This is a genomic window from Candidatus Thiodiazotropha endolucinida, assembly GCF_001715975.1.
Lineage (GTDB): Bacteria > Pseudomonadota > Gammaproteobacteria > Chromatiales > Chromatiaceae > Thiodiazotropha > Thiodiazotropha endolucinida.
Genome location: NZ_MARB01000012.1, coordinates 108,743 through 135,217, shown reverse-complemented (window position 1 = coordinate 135,217; position 26,475 = coordinate 108,743). Strand labels below are relative to the sequence as shown.

At 51.6% G+C, this 26,475-nt stretch carries 22 protein-coding genes and 1 pseudogene; 18 read left to right on the top strand and 5 right to left on the bottom strand.

Translation table 11 applies throughout. The annotated features are described in order from the left end of the window. Positions 1 to 113 precede the first annotated feature (113 nt). The 4 genes from CODIS_RS11715 to CODIS_RS11700 all read left to right on the top strand — a co-directional run bounded on the left by CODIS_RS11715 (position 114) and on the right by CODIS_RS11700 (position 5,044). Positions 114 to 386: an RNA recognition motif domain-containing protein gene (locus CODIS_RS11715; protein ID WP_069125038.1), complete on the top strand. Its 273-nt coding sequence runs from the start codon at positions 114 to 116 to the stop codon at positions 384 to 386. A gap of 94 nt (positions 387 to 480) precedes the next feature. Then, complete coding sequence (locus CODIS_RS11710; RefSeq protein WP_069125035.1) at positions 481 to 951, top strand: DUF2939 domain-containing protein; 471 nt, start codon at positions 481 to 483, stop codon at positions 949 to 951. A gap of 259 nt (positions 952 to 1,210) precedes the next feature. Further along, positions 1,211 to 2,014 carry a GGDEF domain-containing protein gene (locus CODIS_RS11705; RefSeq protein WP_069125032.1) on the top strand — a complete coding sequence of 268 codons (804 nt, stop codon included), beginning with the start codon at positions 1,211 to 1,213 and terminating at the stop codon, positions 2,012 to 2,014. Between the two features lie 210 nt (positions 2,015 to 2,224). Continuing rightward, positions 2,225 to 5,044 carry a class I adenylate cyclase gene (locus CODIS_RS11700; RefSeq protein WP_069125025.1) on the top strand — a complete coding sequence of 940 codons (2,820 nt, stop codon included), beginning with the start codon at positions 2,225 to 2,227 and terminating at the stop codon, positions 5,042 to 5,044. A 24-nt stretch (positions 5,045 to 5,068) separates the two neighbouring features. Here the strand turns inward: CODIS_RS11700 and CODIS_RS11695 are convergent, their stop codons facing one another. The 4 genes and pseudogenes from CODIS_RS11695 to CODIS_RS11675 all read right to left on the bottom strand — a co-directional run bounded on the left by CODIS_RS11695 (position 5,069) and on the right by CODIS_RS11675 (position 9,079). After that, positions 5,069 to 5,767 carry an FKBP-type peptidyl-prolyl cis-trans isomerase gene (locus CODIS_RS11695; protein WP_083220718.1) on the bottom strand — a complete coding sequence of 233 codons (699 nt, stop codon included), beginning with the start codon at positions 5,765 to 5,767 and terminating at the stop codon, positions 5,069 to 5,071. A 110-nt stretch (positions 5,768 to 5,877) separates the two neighbouring features. Further along, positions 5,878 to 6,884 (bottom strand): annotated as a pseudogene (locus CODIS_RS11690) (glycosyltransferase family 2 protein). A 13-nt stretch (positions 6,885 to 6,897) separates the two neighbouring features. Then, positions 6,898 to 7,314 (bottom strand): GtrA family protein, encoded by a 417-nt coding sequence (locus tag CODIS_RS11680; RefSeq protein WP_069125012.1) that lies wholly within the window; start codon positions 7,312 to 7,314, stop codon positions 6,898 to 6,900. 79 nt (positions 7,315 to 7,393) lie between these two features. Continuing rightward, positions 7,394 to 9,079, bottom strand: a complete 1,686-nt coding sequence (locus tag CODIS_RS11675) for a glycosyltransferase family protein (protein WP_154723104.1) — start codon at positions 9,077 to 9,079, stop codon at positions 7,394 to 7,396. A gap of 126 nt (positions 9,080 to 9,205) precedes the next feature. Here CODIS_RS11675 and CODIS_RS11670 point away from each other — a divergent pair, with 126 nt between their 5' ends. The 14 genes from CODIS_RS11670 (at position 9,206) to CODIS_RS11605 (ending at position 25,385) form a co-directional block, all read left to right on the top strand. After that, entirely contained in the window at positions 9,206 to 10,075 is an 870-nt protein-coding gene (locus CODIS_RS11670) for an ABC transporter permease (RefSeq protein WP_154723103.1), read from the top strand. Further along, positions 10,072 to 11,286, top strand: coding sequence for an ABC transporter ATP-binding protein (locus tag CODIS_RS11665; protein ID WP_069125004.1), 1,215 nt, complete (start codon positions 10,072 to 10,074; stop codon positions 11,284 to 11,286). Before CODIS_RS11670 ends, CODIS_RS11665 begins: the two co-directional genes overlap by 4 nt. Continuing rightward, positions 11,270 to 12,187, top strand: coding sequence for a lysophospholipid acyltransferase family protein (locus tag CODIS_RS11660; protein WP_069125002.1), 918 nt, complete (start codon positions 11,270 to 11,272; stop codon positions 12,185 to 12,187). Before CODIS_RS11665 ends, CODIS_RS11660 begins: the two co-directional genes overlap by 17 nt. A 72-nt stretch (positions 12,188 to 12,259) precedes the next feature. Further along, on the top strand, positions 12,260 to 12,709 hold the full coding sequence (locus tag CODIS_RS11655; RefSeq protein WP_154723102.1) for a hypothetical protein: 450 nt from the start codon (positions 12,260 to 12,262) through the stop codon (positions 12,707 to 12,709). A gap of 501 nt (positions 12,710 to 13,210) precedes the next feature. Further along, positions 13,211 to 13,408: a hypothetical protein gene (locus CODIS_RS11650; protein ID WP_069124996.1), complete on the top strand. Its 198-nt coding sequence runs from the start codon at positions 13,211 to 13,213 to the stop codon at positions 13,406 to 13,408. Between the two features lie 28 nt (positions 13,409 to 13,436). Next, positions 13,437 to 15,005 (top strand): hypothetical protein, encoded by a 1,569-nt coding sequence (locus CODIS_RS11645; RefSeq protein ID WP_154723101.1) that lies wholly within the window; start codon positions 13,437 to 13,439, stop codon positions 15,003 to 15,005. A 293-nt stretch (positions 15,006 to 15,298) separates the two neighbouring features. Continuing rightward, entirely contained in the window at positions 15,299 to 16,189 is an 891-nt protein-coding gene (locus tag CODIS_RS11640) for a peptidylprolyl isomerase (protein ID WP_162420203.1), read from the top strand. A gap of 124 nt (positions 16,190 to 16,313) precedes the next feature. Beyond that, positions 16,314 to 19,313 (top strand): glycosyltransferase, encoded by a 3,000-nt coding sequence (locus tag CODIS_RS11635; protein ID WP_069124989.1) that lies wholly within the window; start codon positions 16,314 to 16,316, stop codon positions 19,311 to 19,313. After that, the gene (locus CODIS_RS11630; protein WP_069124986.1) at positions 19,306 to 19,596 is read left to right on the top strand and encodes a DUF3144 domain-containing protein; all 291 of its coding nucleotides are present in this window, start codon (positions 19,306 to 19,308) and stop codon (positions 19,594 to 19,596) included. The genes CODIS_RS11635 and CODIS_RS11630 overlap by 8 nt, the downstream gene beginning before the upstream one ends. Positions 19,597 to 19,641: 45 nt before the next feature. Continuing rightward, positions 19,642 to 20,457: a glycosyltransferase gene (locus CODIS_RS11625; RefSeq protein WP_069124983.1), complete on the top strand. Its 816-nt coding sequence runs from the start codon at positions 19,642 to 19,644 to the stop codon at positions 20,455 to 20,457. Positions 20,458 to 20,584: 127 nt separating this feature from the next. Beyond that, a complete protein-coding gene (locus tag CODIS_RS11620; RefSeq protein ID WP_069124981.1) occupies positions 20,585 to 22,105 on the top strand; it encodes a flippase in 1,521 nt (506 codons plus the stop codon). A gap of 121 nt (positions 22,106 to 22,226) precedes the next feature. After that, positions 22,227 to 23,372 carry a glycosyltransferase family 4 protein gene (locus CODIS_RS11615; protein ID WP_069124979.1) on the top strand — a complete coding sequence of 382 codons (1,146 nt, stop codon included), beginning with the start codon at positions 22,227 to 22,229 and terminating at the stop codon, positions 23,370 to 23,372. Next, the gene (locus CODIS_RS11610) at positions 23,369 to 24,313 is read left to right on the top strand and encodes an NAD-dependent epimerase/dehydratase family protein (protein WP_154723100.1); all 945 of its coding nucleotides are present in this window, start codon (positions 23,369 to 23,371) and stop codon (positions 24,311 to 24,313) included. Before CODIS_RS11615 ends, CODIS_RS11610 begins: the two co-directional genes overlap by 4 nt. Further along, positions 24,306 to 25,385, top strand: coding sequence for an MraY family glycosyltransferase (locus CODIS_RS11605; RefSeq protein ID WP_069124973.1), 1,080 nt, complete (start codon positions 24,306 to 24,308; stop codon positions 25,383 to 25,385). The genes CODIS_RS11610 and CODIS_RS11605 overlap by 8 nt, the downstream gene beginning before the upstream one ends. Here CODIS_RS11605 and CODIS_RS11600 read toward each other — a convergent pair. Beyond that, positions 25,357 to 26,346 (bottom strand): glycosyltransferase family 2 protein, encoded by a 990-nt coding sequence (locus tag CODIS_RS11600; RefSeq protein ID WP_069124972.1) that lies wholly within the window; start codon positions 26,344 to 26,346, stop codon positions 25,357 to 25,359. The two genes, CODIS_RS11605 and CODIS_RS11600, sit on opposite strands and share 29 nt — an antisense overlap. Positions 26,347 to 26,475: the final 129 nt, after the last annotated feature.

Sequence of the window (26,475 nt, the reverse complement as noted above, 5' to 3'; positions counted from 1 at the left end):
GACAGTCAACTTCAGCAGGAATAGGGGCTGGCTGTAGCCTGCATTCAAACGATTTGTGCATTGGATTGTTTGACTGCATGAATTGGGACATGCACGTATTTTGAGATTTGATGATGAATATTTATGTAGGAAATCTGCCCTGGAGTGTTAAGGACGATGAGTTACGTCAGCTCTTCACTGAGTTTGGAGATGTCTCCAGTGCTAATGTTATCATGGACAAGTTTTCAGGCCGCTCCAGAGGATTCGGATTTGTCGAGATGCCAGACTCATTGGCGGCCGAAAACGCAATCAAGGCGCTGAATGAAAAAGAGGTTGGTGGGCGCAATCTACGCGTCAACGAAGCAAAGCCCCGGGAAGAACGCCCTCAACGTCGATCCAAGCACTGATAAGAAGAGAAAGGGATTGCATGCAGAGCAATCCCCGATTTTTTGAGTAACAACATGATTGCCTGTAATAACAGGACAGAGACCTATTCGCGATATGAAAGGCTTCTTTGCACTACTATTTCTGATCGCCCTCGCATTCCTGATCTGGCCCTATACCGCGGTCTATCGTCTGGATCAGGCCCTCCAGACAAATGATCAGCAGATGCTCAGTGAGATGATCGATCTGGCCTCAATTAGGGAGCAGATCAAACGCAAACTCAACAAGAATGTGCAAAGCACCATTGGGGAGGTCTCGAATAGCTTTATCGACTGGTTACAAAACGGCATTCAGCGCATGGGCGCCGATGCGGTTGAGCACATGGTCGACAATCAGTGGGTTGTTACTCAACTGCGATCGCACAATCGACAATCTGAGCAAGGCGGTATTCTGGATCGTATGACCTATGCATTTTTTGATGGTCCCGACAGGCTGTTGTTACGCATCGGCGACCTGGATGACAACCCGGTACACGCCCACCTAAGCCTGCAGGGTCTGCAGTGGCGAATTACGGCTGTCTATAACTGATATCGTAAAGCGCTCACTGTCTTGCCCAAGTTGGCAGGAGTTAGGAAAAACAAAGAATTTACAGACAGTTAATCTGATTTTCTCTCTCAATGGGCATATCAGGCCAGCACGGCAGCACCGGATGTGAAGAATTAAAGAATTACTTTCGTCAGCCGCTCAATCATTCTGAGGTTCAACATTGTTGAGTCTGTGAACCTGTATTGAAACTCGTGCGAGCCTGCGAGGCTGCGCATCAGGATGATAGAGAGAGAATCGAATAATGGCCGAAATCAGTTTTAACCGAGAACTTTTTGATGTCTGTCCTACTGGTATGCTGGCTATAGACAGTGAAGTCTGTATTCGATGGATGAATCCTGCATTGGAAGCGATGCTCGATCTGTCCGGTGAAGAGCTCATCGGCAAAGACAAGAATACACTGCCTGAGAGTCTGCATGCCCTGTTTGACGAGACCGATATGTTGCACCTTTCACTCAATGGTGAAGGCGAACGATGGCTGCAGCGCGAAGTGCGTGAGGTCGTGGATGGCGAGAATACCCAATTAAGATTGCATTTCTATCAGGATATTAGCCAGTTGATCCTGGCGCAACGTGAGACCGATCAATTGCGCAGACAGGTGCAGGATCTCACGATTACCGATGAACTTACCGGTATGGCCAATCGACGTGCCACGATTCAGGCAATAAGTGCGCAGGTTACCCGCAGCAGACGTTACGGAAATTTGCTGACTCTGGGTGCAATGCGATTGAGCCATCCCGACCAGGATGGGGGAGCATTACCGGATACCTCTATTCTGGTATTGACCCAATATCTGCGTGAACGCCTACGCTGGGCAGACGTTATCGGCCGCTATGAAGATCAGCTGTTTCTTCTCGTGATGCCTGAGACCGCTATAGAGGATGGTGAAAATCTGCTGCAACAGATCGCCAACGAGTGCCGTGGAGGCGCACTGCATGATCTTGGTGAGAATCCTGTTCCCGAGTTGAGGATCGGTGTGTCGGAATGGTCTAAAGGTGATGATTCACAACGGCTGATTACCCGGACAATCGAGTCGATCGAAGCCTAGGCCGCTGAAAAAAGAGCAGTATCCTACAGTCGTCATCCCACTGGTGCTGCCGGACACTTTAGATAGGTAATTGGCGGACCTGCGCCACAAATTTCGCCTATTTTCCGGTGGTATATGCGCTGCAGGAGAGGACCTGGAGAAAACAATGACCTCTACGTGCAAACTCGGCTGTGACATCCTCCAGCTTTCTCATTATCGGTAGTAACGCGTATGCCCGAATCGCAACGTATCAGCTTCGATGAGGGAATCAGCAGAAAGGAGCTGAATGCCGTCCGCCAACGTTTCATGCGATTGCATCGTGAACGCCTGCGGCGAATCCTGGTTGAGTTGCGGAAAAGCCAGCAGGAGTTTATGCACCTTCTGCCACTGCTGCTGCATATCAATCATCCTATGCTGCCCGGATTCGTCAGCAGCGAAACGCCCACCGGCATCTCTGATTACAGTCCCTCCAGAAAGGCCCTGGAAGCGGCAAACAAACTGAGCCGCAGTTTCGAGTTTAAGAAGCGCGCGCAGCGCGTGTATCACATCCATGGTCTCTATCTGATGGGCAGTACGGGTACGATCGGTCAATCATCGGGTAGCGATTTCGACCTATGGCTCTGCTTTGACCCGGCCTTGAATGAAAAGCAGCGGCAGCAACTGCAGCAAAAGGCGGCCCAGATAGAGAAGAGTGCTGCGGAGCTGGATTTGGAACTGCATATCTTTCTTATCGATCCCACGCGTTTCCGGCAGGGGGAGAAATCCAAACTATCCCATGAGAGCACGGGGACTACGCAGCATAATCTGTTGTTGGAAGAGTTTTATCGCAGCGCGGTGCTGCTCGCAGGACGATATCCCTTATGGTGGCTGGTTCCACCCGATAAAGAGGATGACTATCAGGCATTTGCCGACTATCTGCTCACCAATCGCTTTGTCAAGGCGGCTGAGATCTTTGACCTGGGTGGACTTGACCATGTGCAAGCCGGTGAATTCTTCGGTGCAGCCCTGTGGCAACTCTATAAAGGTATTGATTCACCCTACAAATCGATTCTGAAGATCTTTCTCATGGAGGCCTACAGCCGCCATTATCCCTCGCCGCCTTGGTTGGCGCAGCAGGCGAAACGGGCGATTTACGACGGTGAGAAGGATATCGACAAACTGGATTCCTATATTCTGCTCTATCAGCAGGTCGAGGCCTATCTGAAGCAGAACAAAGATCTCGATCGTCTGGAGCTTGCACGCCGATGCTTCTACTTCAAGGTTGGCGAACGGCTGAGCCGTTCTCGGAATAGCGATAATTGGCGTTTGCGATCCATGCTGACGCTGACTCGACAGTGGGGCTGGGGGCAGACACAATTGCAGATGATGGATACCCGGTCAGATTGGAAGATAGACAGGGTCATCAAGGAACGCAATGCACTGGTCGGGGTACTGACGCGCAGCTACAGATTGTTGACCGATTTCGCCCGTAAGTATGCCCAGGAGAGCCACATCGACCCCCATGAGCTCAATCTGTTGGGGCGTAAGCTCTATACCGCGCTCGATCATCGGCCAGGGAAGATCGATCATATCAATCCCGGTATCTCGAAAAATCTCACCGAGGAGAATCTTTCACTCCACTATCGCCCGACAAGGGATGGGGAGCCGGCATGGATGTTATATCGCGGTAAACTGGAAGCGGGAGAGGCAATTGAACATCGGCCGATAAAGATCTCAAATAATCTGATCGAGATCCTGTTGTGGAGCCACGTCAATCAGGTTTGGGGAAATGGCACCCTTATTACCTACGATGCGGGTGAGTCTGCACTGCCACGTGATGAGTTGCTCTCACTGCAGAAAAGCGTTAGCCGCCTCTTTCCCCAATACATGCCCCCATCCGCGGGAATGGCAACACTCGCCAAGCCGGCATCGATTGTCTTGAGTGCGCTGTTTATTAATATCGGCGTTGATCCGATGGAGCATCTGACCAGGGAGGGAATGCAACTAACCAGTGAGCGCCACGATCCACTGAGTTTTGCTTCGTCGCGTACCAATCTGGTAATGAATCTGGAAAAGATACATCAGACCAGCTGGGGGGAGCTGCAGGTATCCCGTCACGAGGGGGCTGAGGGATTGATGGATGTGCTCTGCTACATCCTCAATCTGCAGCCCGAACGGGACCTTCCCCGTTCTCTGATACGCGCCTACAGCTATTCGGGCGTAAGGGGTGGCCAGATTGCATTGAGAGTCACAGAGTTGTTCAATCACGTGATTCATCGATTCAGCGGAGACGAATTCGGTAATGGTCGCTATGTATTCCGTATGGGAAGGGCCTTTTTTATCGTGCAGAAGAAGGCTGAGTCAGGATTTATCTGGCAAAGCCTGGAGTCATTCGAGAGTCTTATCGACGAGTTGGAACTACCGCAACAGACCTACCGTGCCCTCGAATTCGATCCTGAGATACTCGTAAACAGTCCCTTTCCGGTACTCTATAAGTTAAACAAACCGGATGTGATACAACTCTTCTTCAGAATCCAGAAAAAGCATGCTGAAATCTATATCCTTGATGAGCAGGGAGCCCTGTTTCAGCAGACTATCGCGGTAGACAGTCCTCGATTTCTTATGCGACAGCAGCGTCGTTTCCTCAACAGCCTGCAGCAGCTGCGTAATCTTGTACTGGATACGCCAAGCGATCTGTTGCTCGAGCCGGAATTTCATCAACTCTCCATAGACAGGGATGGGCTGTATTACACTGAACAGCGGCGTGTACCCTTGGTGGATGGCGATGACTATCTGGAGCTAACCATGATCGGCGATTCCAGTATGACCAGGAGAGAACCGGTTTCCCTGATTTGTGGCGACAAGGAGTTTACCCGTCTGGAGTATGGCGCTGATCTTTATGCTGCAACATTTGAATATATTCACGGTATTCGCGACAGTGACGAGCGATATCCCATCTATCTGACATCCATTCGATTGAGTGGTATGAAGCCTATCCAGACGCTCTCCACAGTAGATTTACTGAATATGAAAAAACACGTGGAAGAGCGTCTGAATTCACAACAGGAGTAAGCGGGTCAATCCTGCGACAACGCCTCACTGTTTAGTGGATTTTGGCTTTGCCGCCACCTTGATGAGTTCAAGCTCGAAGATTATCGTCTCGTTGGGCCCGATTTTCTTGCCCGCCCCCCGTTCACCATAAGCCAACTCGGGTGGGATGACAATTTTCCATTTCGCCCCGGGTTTCATCAGAAGCAGGGCCTCCCTGAAACCGGGTACTACCTTGTCCAGGCCGAATCTAGCCGGTTTTCCCCGTTGGCGGGAACTATCGAAGACCGATCCGTCGATAAGGGTGCCATGGTAGTGCACCTCTACCGCATCACCGGTCTGTGGTGATGCGCCGTTGCCGGCTTCCATCACCTCATACTGTAATCCGCTTTTCAGGGTCACGACGTTTTTGCGTTTACCGTTTTGTTCACGATAGGCGGTGCCATGGGCGCTGTTTTCCGTTGCGGATTTAGCGCGTTGCGCCTCTATGTTTGCATAATGTTTTTTCATGGCGGCACGCATCTGATTCGCGTCGAGCTTCAATTTTCTGTTATGCAAAGAGTCCTCAACGGCCTGGAGAAATGTCTCCATGTCAAGTTCGCCAGTCTGCTGGGCTCGTAGCATCTTGCCGATCTGAACGCCAACGGTATAACTGTACTGCTGTTTATCGGAAGCAAGTTCACCGGCAAAGAGGGGTAGGGGACAGCATAGTACTGTAATCAATAAAGTAATGTTTAAACGTCTCATCGTTACAATATTTCCTGAGTGTCATGAAATGGTTCAATTCGGTTATTTTTTGATCTTATCAAAACTAGGACTGAGATCGGTATCGTCGTATGAAGTTCAATGCGTGACGCTTATTCGTAATCTTCATCACGCGATGATGCCAGTTGAGTATCGGTTGGCTGTTCGCTACCGGGATTTCCGCCGCGGTCAGAGGTAGAGCGTATATCGGACACGATATATGAAGGCCTCCTTTTCACTTCACGATATATTTCTCCGATATATTCTCCGATTAAACCAAGACCGAAGAGGATCATACTGCCCATACCGAGAATTAGCAGAATGACGGTTGGGAATCCCTCTTCGGCGTACCCCATCCATTTGTACCACAGGGTCTGGATAGTCAAGCCCAGACTGAAGATCAGTCCAATCACACCAAGCCATGTGACGATTCTGAGTGGGAGTGATGAAAAGCTGATAATGGTTGTTCTGGCCAGCGCCAACAGGTTACGGATGCTCCATCCGCTCATCCCCACCTCTCTGTTTGGCGGTTCAAACTCGATGGCGGCGGAATCGAATCCCATCCATGCAGTCAGGCCACGGAAATAACGAGTGGTTTCCGGCAGATTGATATAGTGGTCAATAACACGCCGGTCGAGCAATTTGAAATCGCTTGCACCCTGCATATCAAGTCCGCTCGAGAGCTTGAAAATACGGTAATAAAGGGTGGCTCCGACGCGTTTTAAGGTTGACTCATGCTGGCGCTTGCGTTTCACGCCTTCCACTATCGGGGTTTTTCCCTTGTCCCATATATCCAGCATGCTTGGTATCAGCTTCGGCGGGTGTTGCAGGTCGGCATCAATAACGATGGCTGCGCTGCCGCCAGCCCGGCGTAGGCCGGCCAGAATAGCGGCCTCCTTACCGAATTTCGACTTAAACGAATTGCCGTAACATCGATCGACGATTGGCCTGCGCTGGTCAATTCAGATATCAACTGCCATGACTCATCCGTGGATCCGTCATCCACCATGACCACTTCAAACGCATAGCCGGATTGTTCCAGCGTTGTCGAGACAGCCTGCCAGAAACGCGCGAGTCCGTCCTGCTCATTGTGGATGGGAACAATCAGTGAGATAAGCATGGGCCTCTCCAGCTCATGAAAGAAAAATCAGCCGCTTCATTGTAATGTAATTGATGCCGATCAGGATAATTTCAGTGACCAGTTTTGCCGGGATGGGATCGAGCCCCAGTTTGTCTGTAAACAGAATGATACAACCGACACTCAGCAAGTATGAGAATACCCAAAGCAGTAGATAGCCGAATGCCTGTTTGCCTAACTGGCGTCGAGTAAAGTCTCTGTTGTTGTAAACAAATACCTTATGACCCACAAAAGCGGTAACAGCGCCGCTGATTCTTGCCGCTGTCTGCGCCCATACGACACCGATCGCGGCATGGCTCAAAACGAAGACCATGAAATCAATGATCCAGGCAAGGATGCCAACCAGTAAATAGCGTGAAAACTGTAACGAGACAGCTTTTTCGACGAGATTTCGCAAGGAGGAGTAACTCATCGATGGGAACTCAGAAATCCGTTACAGCCGTGATGGTTGGCATCGCGTATCAATCTGACGGGCGTCAGCATGGATCTCGTCAGCAGGCAGATCCCCGATCGGGACAGTTCTGCCGTTGTCTCACCGCGATAACCCAAGCGTAGATCGAAGCTATACCTCTGCATGAGTTTATTCTGTGTGTCTGTTCCGGCCTGCCCGGCGTGACGATCAAGAACTGCTGTTCAAGATCTTCGTTGCTCAGTTCGGTCCAACCTTTGATGTTTAGGTTACTGCCATCCACGCTGATGTGTTCGATTTCTCCAGCGGCATATTCGAACAGCGGTGGATAGGGTGGAGAGAGGGCCACTTCAAGCACCCCTGGCTGCTCACTATATTTGGATTTCCCATTCTCAGGTAATGGGTTCTCAACTTCTCTGATGCAATTACATGATTGATCATATTGCACAATGGAAAACTTTCTATTGTTGAGCCTGGTTAGGTTCTCTCTTTTCGTGAGTATGCCAACTCTTTGCAGCTTGGCGCCGTGTACCCGGTTGAGGGCATTCCTGATACCGTTTAATACAGTCTCCTGATGATAAGCATCCTTATTGCTTGAAAAGTAGACCGTATCGGGTGCTTGTGAAGCGAACAGGCGGTATTTGGTATCAAAGGCATGAAGTCCGGGTTGAGCACTGCTTCGCACCTGGTGGGCATGAATGGCCACCCCAACTATCAAGAACAGGCTGATGCCCATGCGATAGGGATGTTTCGATGAAGGCAGGCTGGCGACAGCAACCGCGCAAATGACGGAAATCAGCCACCAGGGCAGAAATAGATAACGATTCGGTCGTGTGATCCCGGGAAATTCAAGCAATGGAACCATTGGCAGCAAAACAGCCGCTGCAATGACCATGGTCAGCGGTAGATTGAGCCTTCTTTTATACAGTGTGTAACTGACCAGCGCGCCAACCACCACTATCACGGCAATGTTCACTGGTGCACTGCCAAACAGTAGCTGGGGGATTCCAACAAGCTGCGACAGCTTTTCCGGCCATGTGTTCCCCTGGGATATGGTGTCATAGCCGCCGATCAAGCTGCCCAATACGAGATAGCGCCAGAGGGTATAGCAGAGTATCCAGCCAACCATTGGCGCTGCATGCATGATGCGTCTGCCTGGAGTGCCTTTATGTATGAAAAGCAAGGTAAGCGGCAGTGGAACATAGATCTCTTTGCAGGCGGTGGCCAATATATAGAACAGCAATGCGGTCAGGGCAAGCCGCCAACTCTCTCTCTCGATACTGCGTACATAAGTGTGTACTGAAAGGATGCTGAACATCAGTCCGGCAAGATAGTGGCCAACCATCAGCTGTTGAGAAACGATCAATGACGGAGCCCCGACCAGAAAAAGAACGCTGCCCGCGAGTGCGAAGCGTGGGGCGAGCCAGATGCGGAGCAACAGAAACGTGGTGATCGCGCATCCGGCCATTACCAGCAGGTGTTGGACATAGAATCCCCGGGGTGAAACACCGAACAACCAGAGGTTCATGTCATATATGAAAGGGTTGAACGGTGTGAGGTTGTTTAACGAATAACCCCGTGTGATTGCCGGATTGAGGAAGTAGTCTGAAGGTGAAAAGCGACTGGCGTAATCGAGAAGCCAGCCGTCGTCGAATCGCCAGAATGCGGAAAGTGCGCTTTGATTGGCAAGAAAGGTTATCGCCAACAGCGCCAGAATGGATATTGACGTCGTCACATGTGGACGCACGATAGATAAAAGTCCGCTCAACTTTGCCCTCATAAAATCGTGGCAGGGTACAATCTCGATCGGATAGAAGCCCGTCCTTGTCACGGCTGATGTTGTGGCTCCTTCGGTATAGACGTTACCACGAACATCACCTGTTAAGCGAACCAGGTGGCGATACGATTCGGCATTGAGAATCAACTGTTGTATGATGCACTCCCAACCCATCCTGCTGGAAGTTTAAGACGATTGTTCAAGCTTTATCTAGATCTCTTTCGCCATCGTCAGAGTCTGATCTTGATGGTGCGACGCGATACCCTGCTGAGGCTGAAAGGCACCTTGCTGGGCCCGCTTTGGCTATTGGCGCAGCCACTGTTTCTGTTGCTTGTATACAGCTTTGTCTTCTCGGGAATTCTCAAGGTCAGTTTTCGGCCCGGTGGAGACACCGGCGATTTCGCCCTCTATCTGTTTGCGGCCCTGATACCATTCAGCGCGTTTCAGGATGGCTTGCTGCGGGCCGGCGGCAGCTTGATGGAAAACCGTGACTTGCTGCTTAAAACTCAAATGCCGCCAGCGGTCTTTCCTGCGGTGGCGACGATGGGTACCCTGGTACAGGAGGTGACAGGTCTTTTGATTTTGATTGTTGCTGCCTGGTTGATGGGATATGTTCCGGGGGTTACGTTGGTGTTGTTGCCTCTGCTGGTGGCCTTGAGACTGTTGCTGACTTTTGCGCTGGCGCCTTTGGTGGCGCTCCTGTCCGTGGTTATCAAAGATCTGGGTCAATTGTTACCCATGTTGTTGACCGCGCTATTTTTCACCACGCCGATCATCTATCCATTGGAGATGGTCCCTGAGGAATATCGCTCCATAATTGAAGCCAATCCGATCACTTGGTTGGTTCAGTCCTACCGTGCCGTAATTCTGGAAAACCAGTGGCCTGTTTCAGATCTGGCAGTATTGGCGATAGCAAGTTTGCTCCTGACTCTCCTGATCGGAGCCCTGTTCATGCGTCTTCAGCATCGCGCCAAGGACTTTCTGTGATCGCGATTCAAGCCCAACAGTTGTCGAAAAACTATCGACAGTATGCAAAGCCCGTGGACCTCTTCAAAGAGTGGTTGTTGAAGAGGCCCTTTCATACTGAGATCAAGGCCCTGACTCCAATCGATCTGACTATCGAGAAAGGTGCGACGTTCGGTGTCATTGGCGACAACGGGGCCGGCAAGTCGACACTGCTCAAACTGTTGGCGGGCACCTTGCAACCCTCATCCGGCACCCTGCACATAGAAGGGCGAAAGTCTGCGATCCTGGAACTGGGATCGGGATTCCATCCGGAATTCTCCGGCTTGGAGAATATTCGTCTGGCCTGTTCGATGCTCGGCCTCGGTGCAGTTGAAACCAAGACCCGCATACCCGATATCATCGCTTTTTCCGAGCTGGGTGACGCCATCATGCGGCCGGTCAAATCCTACTCGTCCGGGATGTTTGTGAGACTTGCCTTTTCGGTGGTGACCTCGATCGAGCCCGATGTGCTGATTGTGGACGAGGCCCTGTCGGTCGGTGATGCGCTGTTCCAGAAGAAGAGCATGGACCGAATGATGGGGTTTCGCGACGAAAAACGCACCTTGGTGTTTTGTTCACATAATCTCTATCAGGTGAAAGAGTTGTGCGAGCAGGCGATCTGGCTGGATCATGGTGTGATCAGGGCCCAGGGCGATTCCGCCACGGTAGTGGATGACTATCAGGATTATGTCCGTTCCCGGCAGGGCGGCAGTCCCACGGGTCAACGGCTATCTGCAGAAACGGATGCGGTAAGCGATGTCTACCTTCAGGAAGTCTCCCTCGAGGGGGGTGTCGATACTGCAGAGGGCGCCCCGCTGTTTCGACAGGGGGACGCCTTGGCGATCAATGTGCGGGCGGAGATCGGGACGCGCCCGGTCGATGACGTGCATATCGGGTTGGTGTTGATCCGCAATGACGGTTTGCAGGTCTACGGTGTCTCGACCCTGATCGATCAATGCAATCTGCTGCCCATTGACGGGACTGTCCATGGTGCACGTCTACTCTTTGATCCTCTGATGTTGATGTCGGGTGACTATGCCTTGGAGGCCTGGTTGATCGACCGCAGCGGATTGCACGTCTACGATTCTCGCCCGGTCTGCTGCCAGTTCAAGGTGCGACACGAAAGCAGCGAGGTGGGACTGGTGAAAATGGCCCACCAATGGGGGCCGGTGAAGCATGTTGCAACCATTTGAGCACTGGGATCTGGCGCTGAAATACAGGCTGCTGTTTCCTGTATTATCCCATTTCCCACGCTATATCGCCTATCGACTGGCGAGTCTCTACGGCAAGTGGGAGTGTGCAAGGCAGAAAGAGATGGCCGAGCAGATAGCCCATCAGATGAGTCGGGCCATACCAGGCGAATCTGCGGCGCAGTATCGACAGTGGACCGATTATTTCTATGGCTTGCAGCAGAGAGAGATCCTCGACACCTGGCGCTATCCGCACTTGAGGACCGTGGAGCAGGTGGCCAAAACCATCGAAGTCAGAAACTTTCAGCAGGTCCTGGAGGCAAGACGGGACGGCCGGCCGATGATCTTCGCCGGCGCCCACCTGGGCCGATTCTGGATGCTGGGCGTGACCACGGCGGCCTACGGTATTGCAACAGGGGCCTTGGCCAGGGATGATGAAGAGCGGAACACCTGGGGCCTGGCCGGACCCGAGTACAGATATCGCAAGTTGAAACTCTCCCGCCTGAGGGCTTGCTATCGGGGGGACTTTCTGATGCCTGGCGCAGCTAACATGCGGCCCTTGCTGGAGGCCCTGAGAAGACAACCGTTCGCCATATTGCTCGATGTCCCCTATGCGAAGGGGAGCGCCGGCCTGGTAAGCGTTCCGTTTTTCGGTCGCGAGGCCTTTTTTCCCGAAGGTACGATTAAACTGGCAAAAAAGACCGGCGCCCTGATACAGCCTTTTTGTGTCGAGGAACACAGGCATGGATTGATCCTCGACTTTTTGCCGGCCCATGAAGCGGGCGCATTACCGGCCGATGAATCAATGGCCCTGTTGGTGGCGGATATAGAGCGCAGGATCCGTCTCAATCCCGGCCGCTGGTGGCAATGGCCGGCGCTGCCCATGTTCTGGGGCGAAGTATGAGGAGATGGTGAGGGATTGAACCCGTTAATACGGTCTCGTAGAATCGGCCCTCTTCAGTTGGACATGAATATTATGACTAAGATTATGAGAGTTGCTTGCCTACAGCGCTTTAAATGGTTGGCCTTGCTTGCAATCCCCCTGATATCGGGAGGCTGCGCCATGGCGCCTCTCGATGAGGCGATGTCAGATCAGGAGATCGTCGCGAAAAGGGCGCAGGAGCGCTGGGGGTTGTTGATAGAGGGGCGCGTGGAGTCCGCCTATGAATATCTTTCGACTGGCTATCGCCAGGTGACGCCGTTTCCCCACTATCAGAAGACGGTGAAAGGGGTGGGAATCTGGAAATCGGCTGAGGTATCGGAGGTATCCTGCGAGTCTGCTGAAGTTTGTACTGCGGTGGTCGATATAAGGGTTGTTATCCGTTATCCACTCATGAAGGGGCCTGTCGAGACAGGCAACCAGATCAAGGAAAAGTGGGTAAAAGATGGGGATGGAAATTGGGGTTTTCTTCCCACGATGAATTAACCACACATACGGCAACTTGTTGTATTTTTGATACAGGCATAACAATTAACTTATAAATCAATGAGTTATTGATTTATGTTTTAAGGGTGTCGATCATACATCATTAAAGTTGCTCTATAATTGGAAAATTCGGGTGCTTTTCAAGCCGCAATCCCATTTGATCAAGTCACTATTTACAACAGACTACAAAATATATTTCTTTTTTTATCATGTACTTAGTGTCTTTTTTGGTAAATTTGCAACATTTTTTGTTTTTTTTGCTAGAATAGCGTTTGTTAGGTAGAGGATTTATGTTAGACTTCCCTGCGTGAGAATTAGGAGTGTAAGGTAACTTGTTGCTGAGACCTCCCTCACAAAAGGAATGATCATTCCCTTGCACGGTCTTGGGTTTGGGTCGATAATCCTCGACATGCGCCTGATCTCAAGGCTTTTAGCTGGCCGCATAAACAGGCTCAGTTAGTTTTTTAGTGTTAACACGCAAAAGTAATAGGAGACACAACTGTGTTGAGAAAATCTAAGATCGCTGCAGCCATGCTGATGGCTACCGCTACTGCCGGAGTCAATGCGGCTCACGTCAATACAGACGGAACAGGTCAAGTTGCGCTGCTGCCTTACTACAATGTAAACAACAACTTTATCACCAACGTCAACATCACCCATCACCAACACCACGGGCGAGTACAAGGCTGTCAAGCTTAGATTCCGTGAGTCCCGTATCTCTGCCGACGTGCTCGACTTCAACGTCTACATGTCGCCTTTTGATGTCTGGAACGCCACCATCCGTCTGAATGGTTCTGTTGCCAACATCATCACCGAAGACGAGACTTGTACCTATCCTGCCAAGGCTGCGCTGCAGGCTGGTGTCGACTTCCGTAACATCTACACCGCCACCACCGACGAAGATCTGACCGAAGGTTATGTCGAGATCATCGAGATGGGCGTGGTTGCAGACGGTGCGGGTATCGCTGTAGACGGTGGTGACGAAGCCGAGATCGATGCCAGCGGAACTGCTGATGGTGCCATCAATGCAGTCGCCGGCGACCGTTCTATCCCGGCTGGCCTGTTGCATGACGCTACTGGCATGCCCGCTGGCTGCTCTGTGGTCAGTGATGCCTGGACCGCTGGCGCTGCTGGCGCTCCGGTCAATGGTTTCGAGCCTGGCGCGATGACGACTGAAGGTGTTGCCCAAGACGCTGGTGGTCCTGCTGCGCCATATGCGGACACCATGAACGCTGGCCTGGTTGAGCCTACGGGCGGTATCAACGCCTACTCCATCATGATCAACACCGCAACAGGCGCCGCCTTCGTTGAGCAGGGCACTCATATCGACGATTACTCCACTGTTGCTCAGCACTATCAGTCAGATGACGCTTCCAACTATCTGCTGCCGTCTCTGGCCTCCGGTGACGTACAGGTTGCCAACATGCTGGATAATACCGGCGCTGGCGTGAAGACCATCGTTGCACCTCTGGTTGAGTATGACACTGGCTCCATCAACGATATCGCACCCAACCCGTCCATCCCCATGGGTTCCAACCCGCTGCCGTTGGCGCTGATCCTCAGTGCTGATGCAGTCTCCGCACCTTACTTCGTTGAGGCTGGGATCAACGGTGAGACCGATATCGTCATGACCTTCCCGCTGCGTAAGCACGGTATCTACAACAGTGGTACCTTGACCAACGACCTGGATGGCGCTGCCGGTCCTCTGGTTGCTTGTGTGGGTACGCTGAATGATGGTGTCGATGATGGTGCTACCGTTGCACTTCCGACTCTGGGTACACCTGCCAACGACTATCCGAACGACGGTGCTGGCGCTATCTGTGAGAACGCGGGTTATGCGGCTAATGCTGAGCCTGATGTCGAAGTCGGCCTGACCTACTACGACTATGAAGAGCAGACTGCTACGGTTGTTCCAGGTGCTGACGACTTCTCGCCTGTGCCGATCGACGCGCCGACTATCGTCGCGCTGGAGCGTGAGGTCAATGTTGTCTCCGTGAACCGTGCCGCGGGCGGTAACCAATCCGTACTGGGTACCCCGGCTGCCAACGTCTTCAACTGGAACCTGGATAGTGGCTTCGAGGCTGGTTGGGTGACCATCAGCGCGGCTGCCGAGTACGACTACGAGACCAATCCTAGCATCATTGCTTTGACTGAGCCCGTCGGTGGTATCGGCGCAGCAGCTGGCGTATGGACTGGTGTTCCGGTCATCGGCTTCTCCGCCATGGCGGGCGATGTCGGTCCCGCTCAGCTGGGTGAGACTGTTGACCTGATCCGTAGCGTCAACCGCACTCCGTAACCAAGTACGAATCGCGTAAGCGAAACGTGTAAAGGCAGGCCGAAAGGCCTGCCTTTTTTTATGCGTATAATTTAATTACTGGCCGCAATGAATGCCTTGCAACGTCTTGCAGAACGATTTGACTAATGATTGCATCACTGTCGGGTTTTCGTAGAGCATGTTCACAAATCTACATGGTTTGAACTGATAATCGTTGTGATCGTCTATAGAGAAATGGCGTTGTCGATGGTGCCGCCGTATAATTCCCAACCTACTTTATGCAGACTGTTTAGAGGTAACCAATGAGGATCTGTTTGTTACTAATCGTGGCTCTCTACCTGTCACCCGTCACAGCGATGGCTGGTGAGACTTTGATGTTCGGCGGAGATATTGAGGTCAAGGATGTGGACCTGGATGCGCTGTTATTGAGTGGACCGGAGGATGCCAGAAGCAAGGTTGTGGCAGACCATAATCAGCTATTGAAACTGTTGCGTCAGATCTACCTGATTCGCGCCCTCTCCGAAGAGGCTGAAAAAAGCGGCCTCGGTGATTCAGAGTTGTTTCAGGCCAAGCTTCGCCGTCAAAGGGAAAAACTACTCTATTTGGAGCGTTTGAAGCAGATCGACGCCGAACCCATTCCGGATTTTGAACAGGCTGCCAAGGAACAGTATCACGGGAATCCCGAAGCCTACACGATACCCGAACGATTTGAAGCAAAACATATCCTGATCTCCACGACGGATAGATTGCCCAAGCACCACCCCAAGGAAGAGGCGTTGGAGATTATCAAAAAGGTGAAAGCGGAGCTCGACAGTGGACTAAGTACCTTTGAGGATCTAGTCATGGTCTATTCAGAGGATACGGTGACCCTGAAAAATAAAGGCTCATTGGGGGTGTTCAAACGAGGTTCAATGGTTGAACCCTTCGACGAGGCTGTAGCGGCGATGCATAAACCGGGAGAGATCAGCGATATAGTAGAGACACAATTTGGCTATCATATCATCAAGCTGGTGAACCGTTATTCGCCAAAAAAATTAACCTTCGATCAGGTAAAGGAAAAACTTGTTTTGAAAATGAAGAGCGATTATATCCAGAACCGGCGTGATGAATACTTCGATAAGCTTCTCAAGAAAAACAAGGCCAGCATCTATGAAGATAAAGTCGAAGCGTATGCGCAAAAGCAACAGCAGCAAAGTGCTGAGTGAAGCGGTTGGCGCGGGTCGGTACTTTTACCAACATTTATCCGTGTCTAAGTCAGTGACGCTCTGCTATGGTTCGAGTAGCTGACCGATAAGTAACCAATCCAACTAATTCGTCGATAGTATCCACGTGGCTGAATACGATTTTAAACTCGATTTGAATGTCGAAAACAATTCCCATACCCAGTTGGTTAAACGGATACCGACTGGCAGCCGGGTACTTGAGTTGGGATGTGCGACCGGCTATATGTCAGATTACCTGCGACGGGAGAAGGATTGCTATGTGGTGGGCGTTGAGATCGACCGGAGCATGGCGAACAGAGCCAAAACGGTGTGCGATCGTGTCATCGTTGGGGATGTGCAAAGCAGAGGCTGGTTGAAAAGCCTTGGCGATGAACGATTCGATATCATCACCTGTGCCGACATACTCGAGCATCTGCGCGATCCCATTGCCCTGCTCAAGAAACTTCCCGATCTGTTGAGTGACGGGGGAATCCTTCTCGCCTCATTACCCAATGGCGCCCATGCTTCGCTTCGTCTCGAACTGTTGGAAGGCCGTTTCACCTATGAGGACACGGGACTTCTTGATCGCACCCATCTGCATCTGTTTACCTACAGCTCTTTGCGCGAGATGTTTGCCCGCAGCGGCTTCAGGGTTAACGAGCTGACTTACACCTTTCACGATATGGCCGATTCCGAAATTGAGAAGCGGCTGGAGAGGATGGGGTTTGAGGCGAGTGAACGTGGACTTGCGCTGTTTCATACGCCGGATGCGGCAGCCTTTCAGTACATTGTCTCTGCAACCCCGGACAGCAGTGTCACTGTCGAGGAATTTCCTGTCCTCAACGACAAGCCGATGCAGGCCTCGGTCGAGGTCTATAGAAATCTGCTCGATGAGTTGCATCAGGCAGGCAGTACCGCAGAGACACGCCTCAAAATGGTGGAAGAGCGGGACGGGATTCTGCAGGATCAACAGCAGGCGCTGGGTACTTTGAACGATGAGTTGGTCAGGCACAGAGACGCTATGGAGAATGCGATCAGGGAGGCCCGGGAAGCGCACAACGCCTTAGCGAAGGAGCGTAGTCTGAGGAGTGAATTGCAGAGCCAGCTACAGATTATGGACAGGAGTAATCGCTCCATGAACCATGACCTGTTTTGGCTCAAAAATGACCTTAAACATACGAAAAAGGATCTTCGGGCTGTCGTGAACAGTCGGGGTTGGCGCGCCTACATGGCATTGACCAAACCATTACGGCTAATGCGTAGATTTGCACCGGAACTGAAGAAACTGAGGAAAGAGCCTAGCCTGATAGGCGACTGGAGCCGGGAGACGGTGCGGTTGTGGAAACTGGGTGGTCTACAGGCGATACGCGAACAGTTGAATACTGAATCATCACCAACCTATGACTACTCGTTGTGGATCAGGGATGTGGAGCCAGTCGGTGTGCCGACCCTTGAAATGGTTGAACAGCTCAATGAACATCCTGACAGGCCTTTCATCTCGATTGTCATGCCGGTGTATAACGTCGATGAATATTTGCTGCGGGCTGCACTCGACTCAGTGCTTGCACAATCCTATGAGGATTGGGAGCTGTGTATCGCGGATGATGCATCCACGCGACCACATATTAAGCGCGTGTTGGATGAATACATGCGCCGATACAAACGCATCAAGGTCATCTGTCGGGAGGAGAATGGCCACATCTCGAATGCCACGAATTCCGCCTTTTCCATGGCAAGCGGGGATTATGTTGCCCTGATGGATCACGATGATCAATTGGCTGACTTTGCACTCTATTTTGTGGCCCAGGAGATCATTCTCAATCCGCATGCTGAGATTGTTTACTCCGATGAAGACAAACTGAATAACGAAGAGGTGCGATTCGACCACTACTTCAAGCCGGATTTCAATCCGGATCTGATGCGCTCCCACAACATGATCTGTCACTTCGGCGTCTACAAGCGTTCCCTGGTGGATAAGGTGGGCGGAATGCGTGAAGGTTTCGAGGGCGCACAGGACTACGATCTGGCGCTCAGGTGTTTGCGGGAGATCGATCCTCGCAAGCAGGTGCGTCATATACCATGGATTTTGTATCACTGGCGTGCGATACCGGAAAGTACCGCCTCGGGCGGAGAGGCAAAATCCTATGCAATGGATGCGGCCCTGCGTGCGGTTAAGGACGATCTTGAAATTCGCGGACTTAAAGCCGATGTGACGGAGTCGGAATATATCGATGGTATGATCCGGGTGCGGTATCAACTGCCCGATTCCCAACCGCTTGTCTCGATAATCATCCCAACCCGCAATGGCGAGCAATTGTTGCGCCAATGCATTGAGAGCATACGTGACAGGAGCGACTACAAGAGTATTGAGTTTATCATTGTCGATAACCAAAGCGATGACCAGGCGACCCTGACGTATCTCACTGAGCTAGACAGGCAGGACGCTACCAAGGTATTGCACTATGACCATCCCTTCAATTTTTCCGCCATCAACAACTTTGCCGTAGAACATGCGAGCGGGGAACTGCTCTGTTTCATGAATGACGATATCGAAGTGATTTCTCCGGACTGGCTGGGAGAGATGGTGAGTCACGGTGTCAGGCCAGAGATCGGTGCCGTCGGTGCAAGGCTCTGGTATCCTGACGACCGTTTACAGCACGGTGGTGTAGTGTTGGGTCTTGGGGGTGTGGCAGGCCATGCCATGAAATATTCGAGTAAAGATAACAAAGGCTACATGGGGCGTTCCGTGTTGATTCAGAACTACACCGCGGTGACAGCTGCCTGTCTGTTGCTGAGGCGGGAGGTTTTCGATGCCGTGGGCGGTTTTGATAGTGAACATCTTGCGGTTGCCTTCAATGATGTGGATCTCTGTATTCGGATTTATCAAGCCGGCTATTATAATCTATGGACGCCCTATGCGGAGCTTTATCATCACGAACCGGCCTCCCGTGGTGCGGAGGACACACCGGAAAAGCAACTGCGTTTCAGTGGTGAAGCCGAATATATGCTGGAAAAATATGGACCTCTGTTGCAGCGTGATCCAGCCTACAATCCGAACTTGACGCGTATCACAGAGGATTTTTCACTGAATTGGAAGGGTGTAGACGACGAGGATGACGATGTCTGATCAAGAAACAGAATTTGCTGAATTTACAGCGGTGGCCGAACGTTTCATTGCCTTGGCCAACGAAATCAAAAGTGAGGGCAAGCCTCTGCCTCTGGTCAATGCGGCCTTGATGTCGGCATCTGCAACCTATAGTACCTATGTGGCTGCAGGCAATCAGGGATACCTGAAGCCGAGTGGTGTTGATCGTCTGGTCGATGCCTACCGTGCTCAGTTGGCCAATATTCAGGAAATCAAACGGAAGGCAGCGGAAAGTAGCGGCCAAAAGACTACTAAAGAGCAGTAGTTTTTTCCTCCTTCCGGTTTGTGCCTGATGTGACTTGGAAGTGTCATGAAACTCGTAATATCCATTGTCTACTATGATAGCGGCCTGCCTACCCTAAGGGAAACGCTTGTTAGCATAGTCAGATCCCTTGACTATGCCGCCGGGGAGTTACAGGATCTCAAGGCCAAGGTTGTGGTTGTCGACAATGGTGGGATTCTGAACCGGGTTAAGCACCTGGTATCACAGGTATTCGAAAATGGTGTGCATGAGTGGATGGTGCTTGGGACGGGCGGTAATATTGGATATGGCGCCGCGCATAACCTGGTAATCCTGAATGAGCAGAGCGACTATCATCTTGTTATCAATCCCGATGTGGAAGTGCTCGAAGATGCCTTTCTGAAGGCGATCAAATATATGCACCACAATCCCAATATCGGTTTGCTATCCCCCTATTCAGAAGACCCGGAAGGTTACAAGCAGTATCTTTGCAAGCGCTATCCCGCGGTTCTCGATCTGTTTTTGCGTGGTTTTGCACCAAGGTTCGTGAAGCGATATTTTGCGGAGCGTCTGCAGGAGTATGAGATGCGCTACGATTTAAAGGGACGTACGCTCAGTAAGGAAGTGATGGCCAGTGGCTGTTTTATGTTTGTACGACACAATGTGTTGGTGAATGTAAAAGGCTTTTCGCCGGATTTCTTTGTTTACTTTGAAGATTTCGACCTGTCAATCAGGATAGGCAAACGCTCCACCATCGCCTATGTACCGGATGTGCGTATTGTCCATGGTGGAGGCAACGCTTCAAAAAAGGGAATCAAGCATATTCTCATGTTTGCCAAGTCGGCGTTTGTGTTTTATCACAAGCACGGTTGGCGCTGGGCTTAACAGGCCCTAGAACACCACTCTTTCGGAGTTTTGTGGTCTGCAGGCATAGTTATGTTTAGGCCTCGTAACGACTTGAAATCTTGGAGTGCTTGGATACATGACTCTCTGTCCGGAATCGTAGCTGATCATGAGCGCCGAAGATAATGAACTGACACGTGGTGGCCGACTGGCCAAGAACGTCGTCTGGAATTTGCTGAGTATCATTGTCCCTTTCCTTATCGCCATCATCACCATACCAATCCTGATTGACGGTATTGGCAAAGACCGTTTTGGGCTGCTGGCAATCAGTTGGATGTTCGTCGGTTACTTCAGTCTGTTTGATTTTGGCCTTGGACGTGCGTTGACGGTGTTGGTTGCAAAATGCCTAGGTGAACATCAACACCACAAGATACCCGGCCTGGTATGGACGGCTATGATTCTGATGACTATCCTTGGCGTGATCGGATTTGTTGTCATCTTCTGGCTCACACCCTGGTTGGTTGGTTCGGTCTTGAAGGTTCCGTCCGAATTGCAACATGAGACGCAGAAGGCCTTCTATCTCCTCTCCGTATCGATTCCATTCGTAATTGTCACAGTTGGCCTGCGAGGTGTGATTGCAGCCTATCAGCAATTTAAGTTATTAACAGCCATACGCATACCCATGGGTATATTTACCTTTGTCGGTCCGGTTGCAGTATTGCCATTCTCCACCAGTCTTTATCCCATCGTTGCCGTACTGGTTGCTGGCCGGTTCATCGCTGTCCTGGCTCACTTCCTGTTGATGTTTCGAATCGTGCCTGAGGTACGCCAACACTATCGAATCGACCCCAGTCAATTGCGTCCGCTTTTCGGTTTTGGCGGGTGGATGACGGTGAGCAACATTGTCGTGCCGTTAATGGTATCCATGGACCGTTTTGTGATCGGCGCGGTGTTGTCAGTGACCGCAGTGGCCTTCTATACGACACCCTATGAAATCGTATTTCGATTGATGGTAATACCAACCGCCTTTGTCGCCGTTTTGCTGCCTGCCCAATCGACTACACTGGCTATAGAACAGGGCCAGGATCGAAAATACTCAGCTGAACTGTTCAACAAAGGGCTCAGTTACATCTTTATCGCCCTGTTCCCTCTGCTGCTGGTGATTTCGTTATTCTCATTCGATGGCTTGAAATTGTGGGTGGGCGAGGAATTTGCTGAGAATGGTTACCAGGTGATGCAGTGGCTGGCTGTCGGGGTTCTGTTCTATGGGCTCTCTCTGGTGCCTTTTTCTCTGGTGCAGTCGGCGGGTCACCCCGATTGGTCTGCCAAGCTGCATCTTTTGGAGTTGCCGATCTATCTGGCAGGTCTGTGGTGGGCCTTGACCCACTACGGCATTCTGGGTGCGGCCCTGGTTTGGACGCTGAGAGCATGGCTGGATGCGCTTGCACTGTATATGATGTCTTTGACGCTGATACCCGAGTGTCGGGCATCAGCCATACGATTCGGATTATCGGTGCTTTTGGCGGTTATGCTCTTTGTTCTTGCCACCCAGTTTCAGGATCTGCTGGAGAAGTTCCTGTTTGCCGGTATCGTATTGACAGGTTTTATCTACCTGGTGTGGCGTCATGTTTTGGAGAAAAAGGAGCGATTGTGGCTCCTGAGAGGCTTGGGTGTCAGGCGTGAACACTAACCCTGTTGCTGTATGATGACGATCGCATCCCTGCGGCATCCGCTGCAATCCGGTTATAATGCAGGGTCAGTTCTGATCTATTTGGGGAGAACCCAATTTCTCTATTTTGGTGACACACTCCATGTCTCGTGCCCTGCCTAACAATCGATTGATTCTGTTTGTTGTCAATGATGCCGGTTTTTTTCTCTCTCATCGATTGCCCCTGGCGCTGGCGGCAAAGAAACAGGGGTATGATGTGTGTGTCGCCACACCCACCGGTGACGGTGTGGAGCAGATCAAAGCAGAGGGTTTGAGCTACAGGCAGGTCTCACTTAGCCGAAGTGGTGCGAATCCTTTGGCCGAGCTGCGGACGATATGGAATCTGTACAGACTTTATCGGGAGTTGCAGCCGTTAATCGTCCATCATGTGACCATAAAACCGGTCCTCTACGGCACATTGGCTGCGCGTGTGGCTAAAGTATCTGCTGTGGTCAATGCAATATCCGGTTTGGGTTTTGTTTTTCTGGCGCGAGGTTGGTTCAGTGCCATGGCGCGTTCTGCAGTACTGACCAGCTATCGTTGGCTGTTTTCCCGCAAACGACTCTGGGTCATAGTGCAGAACCGGGATGATTATGATTACTTGCTGGAAAAAGAGTGTCTGAGTCAGGATAAGATTGAATTGATTCGGGGCTCAGGTGTCGATGTGGACAATTTTGTCATGTCGGCGGAGAGCGATGATCTGCCACTGGTGGTTCTCCCTGGTCGCATGTTGTGGGATAAGGGGGTCGGTGAATTTGTCGAGGCCGCCCAGCAGTTACACCGAATGGGAATCAAGGCCCGCTTTGCCCTGGTGGGAGGCATCGATCCAAATAATCCGGAGTCTGTGCCTGCCGCGCGTTTGGCGGAGTGGGCCAGAGAAGGTAGTGTTGAGTGGTGGGGTAACCGCCAGGATATGCCTGAAATCTACAGCAATGCTCACATCGTCTGTTTACCCTCCTACCGGGAGGGATTGCCAAAAGTGCTGTTGGAGGCCGCCGCAACAGGGAGGGCAATCGTCGCCACCGATGTTCCGGGTTGTCGCGAGATTGTCATTGAAGGGGAAAATGGGCTGTTGGTGCCGGCCAGAGAAAGCAGGCCCTTGGCAGATGCGCTGAGGCGTTTGATTACAAATCCAGCACTTCGCCAATCCATGGGACAGAAGGGGAGAGCGATGGCGGAAGCGGAGTTCTCCATTCATCAAGTCATTGAGCGCCATTTGAATATCTATCAGCGGGCACTGGAACCGTGAACACTATTCTGGTTACGGGAGCAAATGGATTCGTCGGTGAACACCTTTGCCGTTATATGCTCTCCAATGGGTATGGTGTAAGAGCCGTGCTTCGCCAAAAGTCGCCACACTGGCAGTTGTGTGAGCAGGTTGCGGTTGGCGATATTGACGGTACCACTGACTGGAGCAGTGCCTTGGATGGCATGGCTACCGTCGTCCATCTGGCTGCCCGGGTGCATGTGATGCGTGAGTCCGAATCCGATCCCCTGGCGGCGTTTCGTCGAGTCAATGTGGCAGGCTCTGCTGCACTCGCCCGGCAAGCCGCTGAAGCCGGTGTTAAACGCATGATCTATCTGAGTAGCGTGAAAGTGAACGGCGAAAGGACCCATGGAGAGCCCTATAGAGCGGATGATGAGCCCAGACCGGAAGATGCTTATGGCATTTCTAAATGGGAAGCGGAACAGGCGTTGATGCGGGTTGCGGAGCAGACGGAGCTGGAACTGGTCATCGTGCGGCCAGTCCTTGTATACGGTGCCGGAGTAAAGGGGAATTTTGAACGTTTAATGAGCCTGATCAGGCGGGACGTGCCTCTGCCTCTGGGGGGGATTTCAAACCGTCGCAGTTTCTTGAGTATCCAGAATCTGCTCGATTTCCTGCATTGCTGTGTCGATCATCCGAATGCGGCGGGTGAGGTATTCCTGGCAGCTGACGGGGAGGGTCTGTCGACACCCGAGCTGATTCGCAAACTGGCGCATGCAATGGATTGCAGGGCCAGGTTGTACCCTGTGCCATTGGCGCTGCTTCGTCTCGGCGGATGGCTGACGGGGCGTTCCTCAATGATCGCGAGGTTGACTGAAGACCTTCAAGTGGACCTGTCAAAGAACAGGGAACGATTGGGCTGGGCGCCCGCGATGGAGATGGATCGGGCGCTATCGGAAATGGTGAGTATGGATAATGGCTGAGTGGTTGCATTCATATTGGATGATTGCACTGAGCTTTTCCTTGTCCCTGGGATTGACGGGGCTGGCACGTTCCTATGCATTGCGGCGTGGTTTGATGGATCGGCCCAATAATCGCAGTTCCCATCTGGTTGAGACGCCTCGTGGGGGTGGGATCGCCTTTGTTCTGATCTATCTGGCGCTATTGGCCGGGGTGATGATCTCCTCTTCCAGCACTGACGATCTTGGCCATAAGCTGCACCTTACCCTTCTCTTGGGTGGAGGCTTGGTTGTAGTGATCGGATATATCGATGATCACCGCCACGTCTCCGCCATGGTGCGTTTTATTGTCCATCTGATTGCGGCGCTTGTCGCCGTGAAATTGTTGCAGATGCCTGCCATTGATCTCTGGCCGGGATTAAGCTTGGAGGGGTGGTGGCTCGATGCATTGATGGTGATTGGTCTGGTTTGGTTATTGAATCTCTACAATTTCATGGACGGTATCGACGGGATCGCCAGTCTTCAGGGAATCACCGTGCTGTGTGGCGCAGCCTTGGTGCTGGTGCTCAACCATGCCGGTTCAGAAGCAACAGCTTGGTTGCTGATTCTGGCAGCGTGCATAGCGGGTTTTCTGGTATGGAACTGGCCCCCCGCAAAGATCTTTATGGGCGATGCAGGGAGCGGTTTTATCGGATATGCATTGGGTGTCTTTGCTCTCTACACGGCCAATGCCTACCCAATTTCCCTTTGGAGCTGGCTGATTTTGCTGGGGCTGTTCGTCGTGGATGCCACCTGGACGCTTGGTGTGCGTATGGCGAATGGTGAAAAATGGTACCGGCCTCATGCCAAACACGCCTACCAGCATCTTGCCAGACAAAGACAGTCTCTCTGTATCAATCGAGGTCTGCCGGCAGAACATTCCCGGAGCCTTGCGCACCGCTGGGTTATCCTGCAAGGCCTGCTGATCAACCTGGTATGGTTGTTGCCGTTGGCCTGGCTTGCTGCAGTATTCCCCGGCTATGGACTGCTGTTGACACTGATTGCCTTTGTGCCGCTGGTGATTCTGGTCAGGTCGCTTGGGGCCGGGTTTGGGTAGAATCATCCCGCTCGCCTTTGTCCGGTTGTGATTCCAGTTTTCTGATGCGGTACTGCACTTCTTCCAGTAATTTTCGATTGACACTCAACAGATCGGCGATGAAAGCCACGAGAATGGTTTGAAACCCAATCCCCATCATGACGCCGGCGAGGATGACGGATTGTATGTGTCCCGTTCCATCTCCGAACAGGTAGTAATAGAGGAAGCGCAATCCCAGGATTAAACCCATACCGAAGAGGACCAGCCCGGTTATTAGAAAGAAACGGAACGGTTTGTAGACAACAAAGATCCGCAGTATGGTGATGATAGACTTTTTAATGTAACTGCTGATGCTTTTGACCAGTCTGGATGGTCTGAGGTCTTCGTTGACTTCGACCGGGACCGAGGTTACCGCCATCTGCTTCATGCCGGCCTGGATAATGGTTTCAAGGGTGTAGGTATACTCGTTGAAGACATTCAGTTTCATCGCGGCATCGCGACTGAAGGCCCTGAAGCCGCTCGGGGCGTCCGGTATGTCGGTATGACTGACCTTTCTTACCACACTGCTACCCAGACGTTGCAACACCTTCTTGGTGAACGAGAAGTGCTCAATCATTTTGATAGGTCTGGCACCGATGACCATGTCCGCCTTTCCATCCAATATTGGCTGGGTCAGGCTGGGGATGTATCCGGCATCGTACTGATTGTCGGCATCCGTATTGACGATTACGTCGGCCCCTTGCCTTACACATGCGTCCAGGCCCAACATAAAAACTTTTGCCAATCCCTGATTTCGGGTGTAACCGACGATATGATCAACCCCGTTATCGATTGCGACCTGGCGGGTTGCATCCGTACTGCCGTCATCAATGACCAACCATTCCACTTGGTTGAAGCCAGGCACCTCTCTGGGCAGTTCCGCGAGTGCGAGGGCCAGGGTTTTTTCTTCGTTATAACAGGGGATCTGTATTATCAGCTTCATCGCATCGGCACTCGCATTGTCTCATCCATGAAAAATGATTTATTCCAGAACGGGTTTGAATACCAGTCGCCACACAGCGGAAATTTAACAAATTCAATGAATAAGATATGTTAGTTTCCTGTTTTGGTG

Excerpts from the sequence above, each read along its gene's own strand:
- CODIS_RS11715 (WP_069125038.1), top strand. The coding sequence starts at position 114 with ATGAATATTTATGTAGGAAATCTGCCCTGGAGTGTTAAGGACGATGAG.
- CODIS_RS11710 (WP_069125035.1), top strand. The coding sequence starts at position 481 with ATGAAAGGCTTCTTTGCACTACTATTTCTGATCGCCCTCGCATTCCTG.
- CODIS_RS11705 (WP_069125032.1), top strand. The coding sequence starts at position 1,211 with ATGGCCGAAATCAGTTTTAACCGAGAACTTTTTGATGTCTGTCCTACT.
- CODIS_RS11700 (WP_069125025.1), top strand. The coding sequence starts at position 2,225 with ATGCCCGAATCGCAACGTATCAGCTTCGATGAGGGAATCAGCAGAAAG.
- CODIS_RS11695 (WP_083220718.1), bottom strand. The coding sequence starts at position 5,767 with ATGAGACGTTTAAACATTACTTTATTGATTACAGTACTATGCTGTCCC.
- CODIS_RS11680 (WP_069125012.1), bottom strand. The coding sequence starts at position 7,314 with ATGAGTTACTCCTCCTTGCGAAATCTCGTCGAAAAAGCTGTCTCGTTA.
- CODIS_RS11660 (WP_069125002.1), top strand. The coding sequence starts at position 11,270 with ATGTTGCAACCATTTGAGCACTGGGATCTGGCGCTGAAATACAGGCTG.
- CODIS_RS11655 (WP_154723102.1), top strand. The coding sequence starts at position 12,260 with ATGACTAAGATTATGAGAGTTGCTTGCCTACAGCGCTTTAAATGGTTG.
- CODIS_RS11630 (WP_069124986.1), top strand. The coding sequence starts at position 19,306 with ATGTCTGATCAAGAAACAGAATTTGCTGAATTTACAGCGGTGGCCGAA.
- CODIS_RS11625 (WP_069124983.1), top strand. The coding sequence starts at position 19,642 with ATGAAACTCGTAATATCCATTGTCTACTATGATAGCGGCCTGCCTACC.
- CODIS_RS11620 (WP_069124981.1), top strand. The coding sequence starts at position 20,585 with ATGAGCGCCGAAGATAATGAACTGACACGTGGTGGCCGACTGGCCAAG.
- CODIS_RS11615 (WP_069124979.1), top strand. The coding sequence starts at position 22,227 with ATGTCTCGTGCCCTGCCTAACAATCGATTGATTCTGTTTGTTGTCAAT.
- CODIS_RS11605 (WP_069124973.1), top strand. The coding sequence starts at position 24,306 with ATGGCTGAGTGGTTGCATTCATATTGGATGATTGCACTGAGCTTTTCC.
- CODIS_RS11600 (WP_069124972.1), bottom strand. The coding sequence starts at position 26,346 with ATGAAGCTGATAATACAGATCCCCTGTTATAACGAAGAAAAAACCCTG.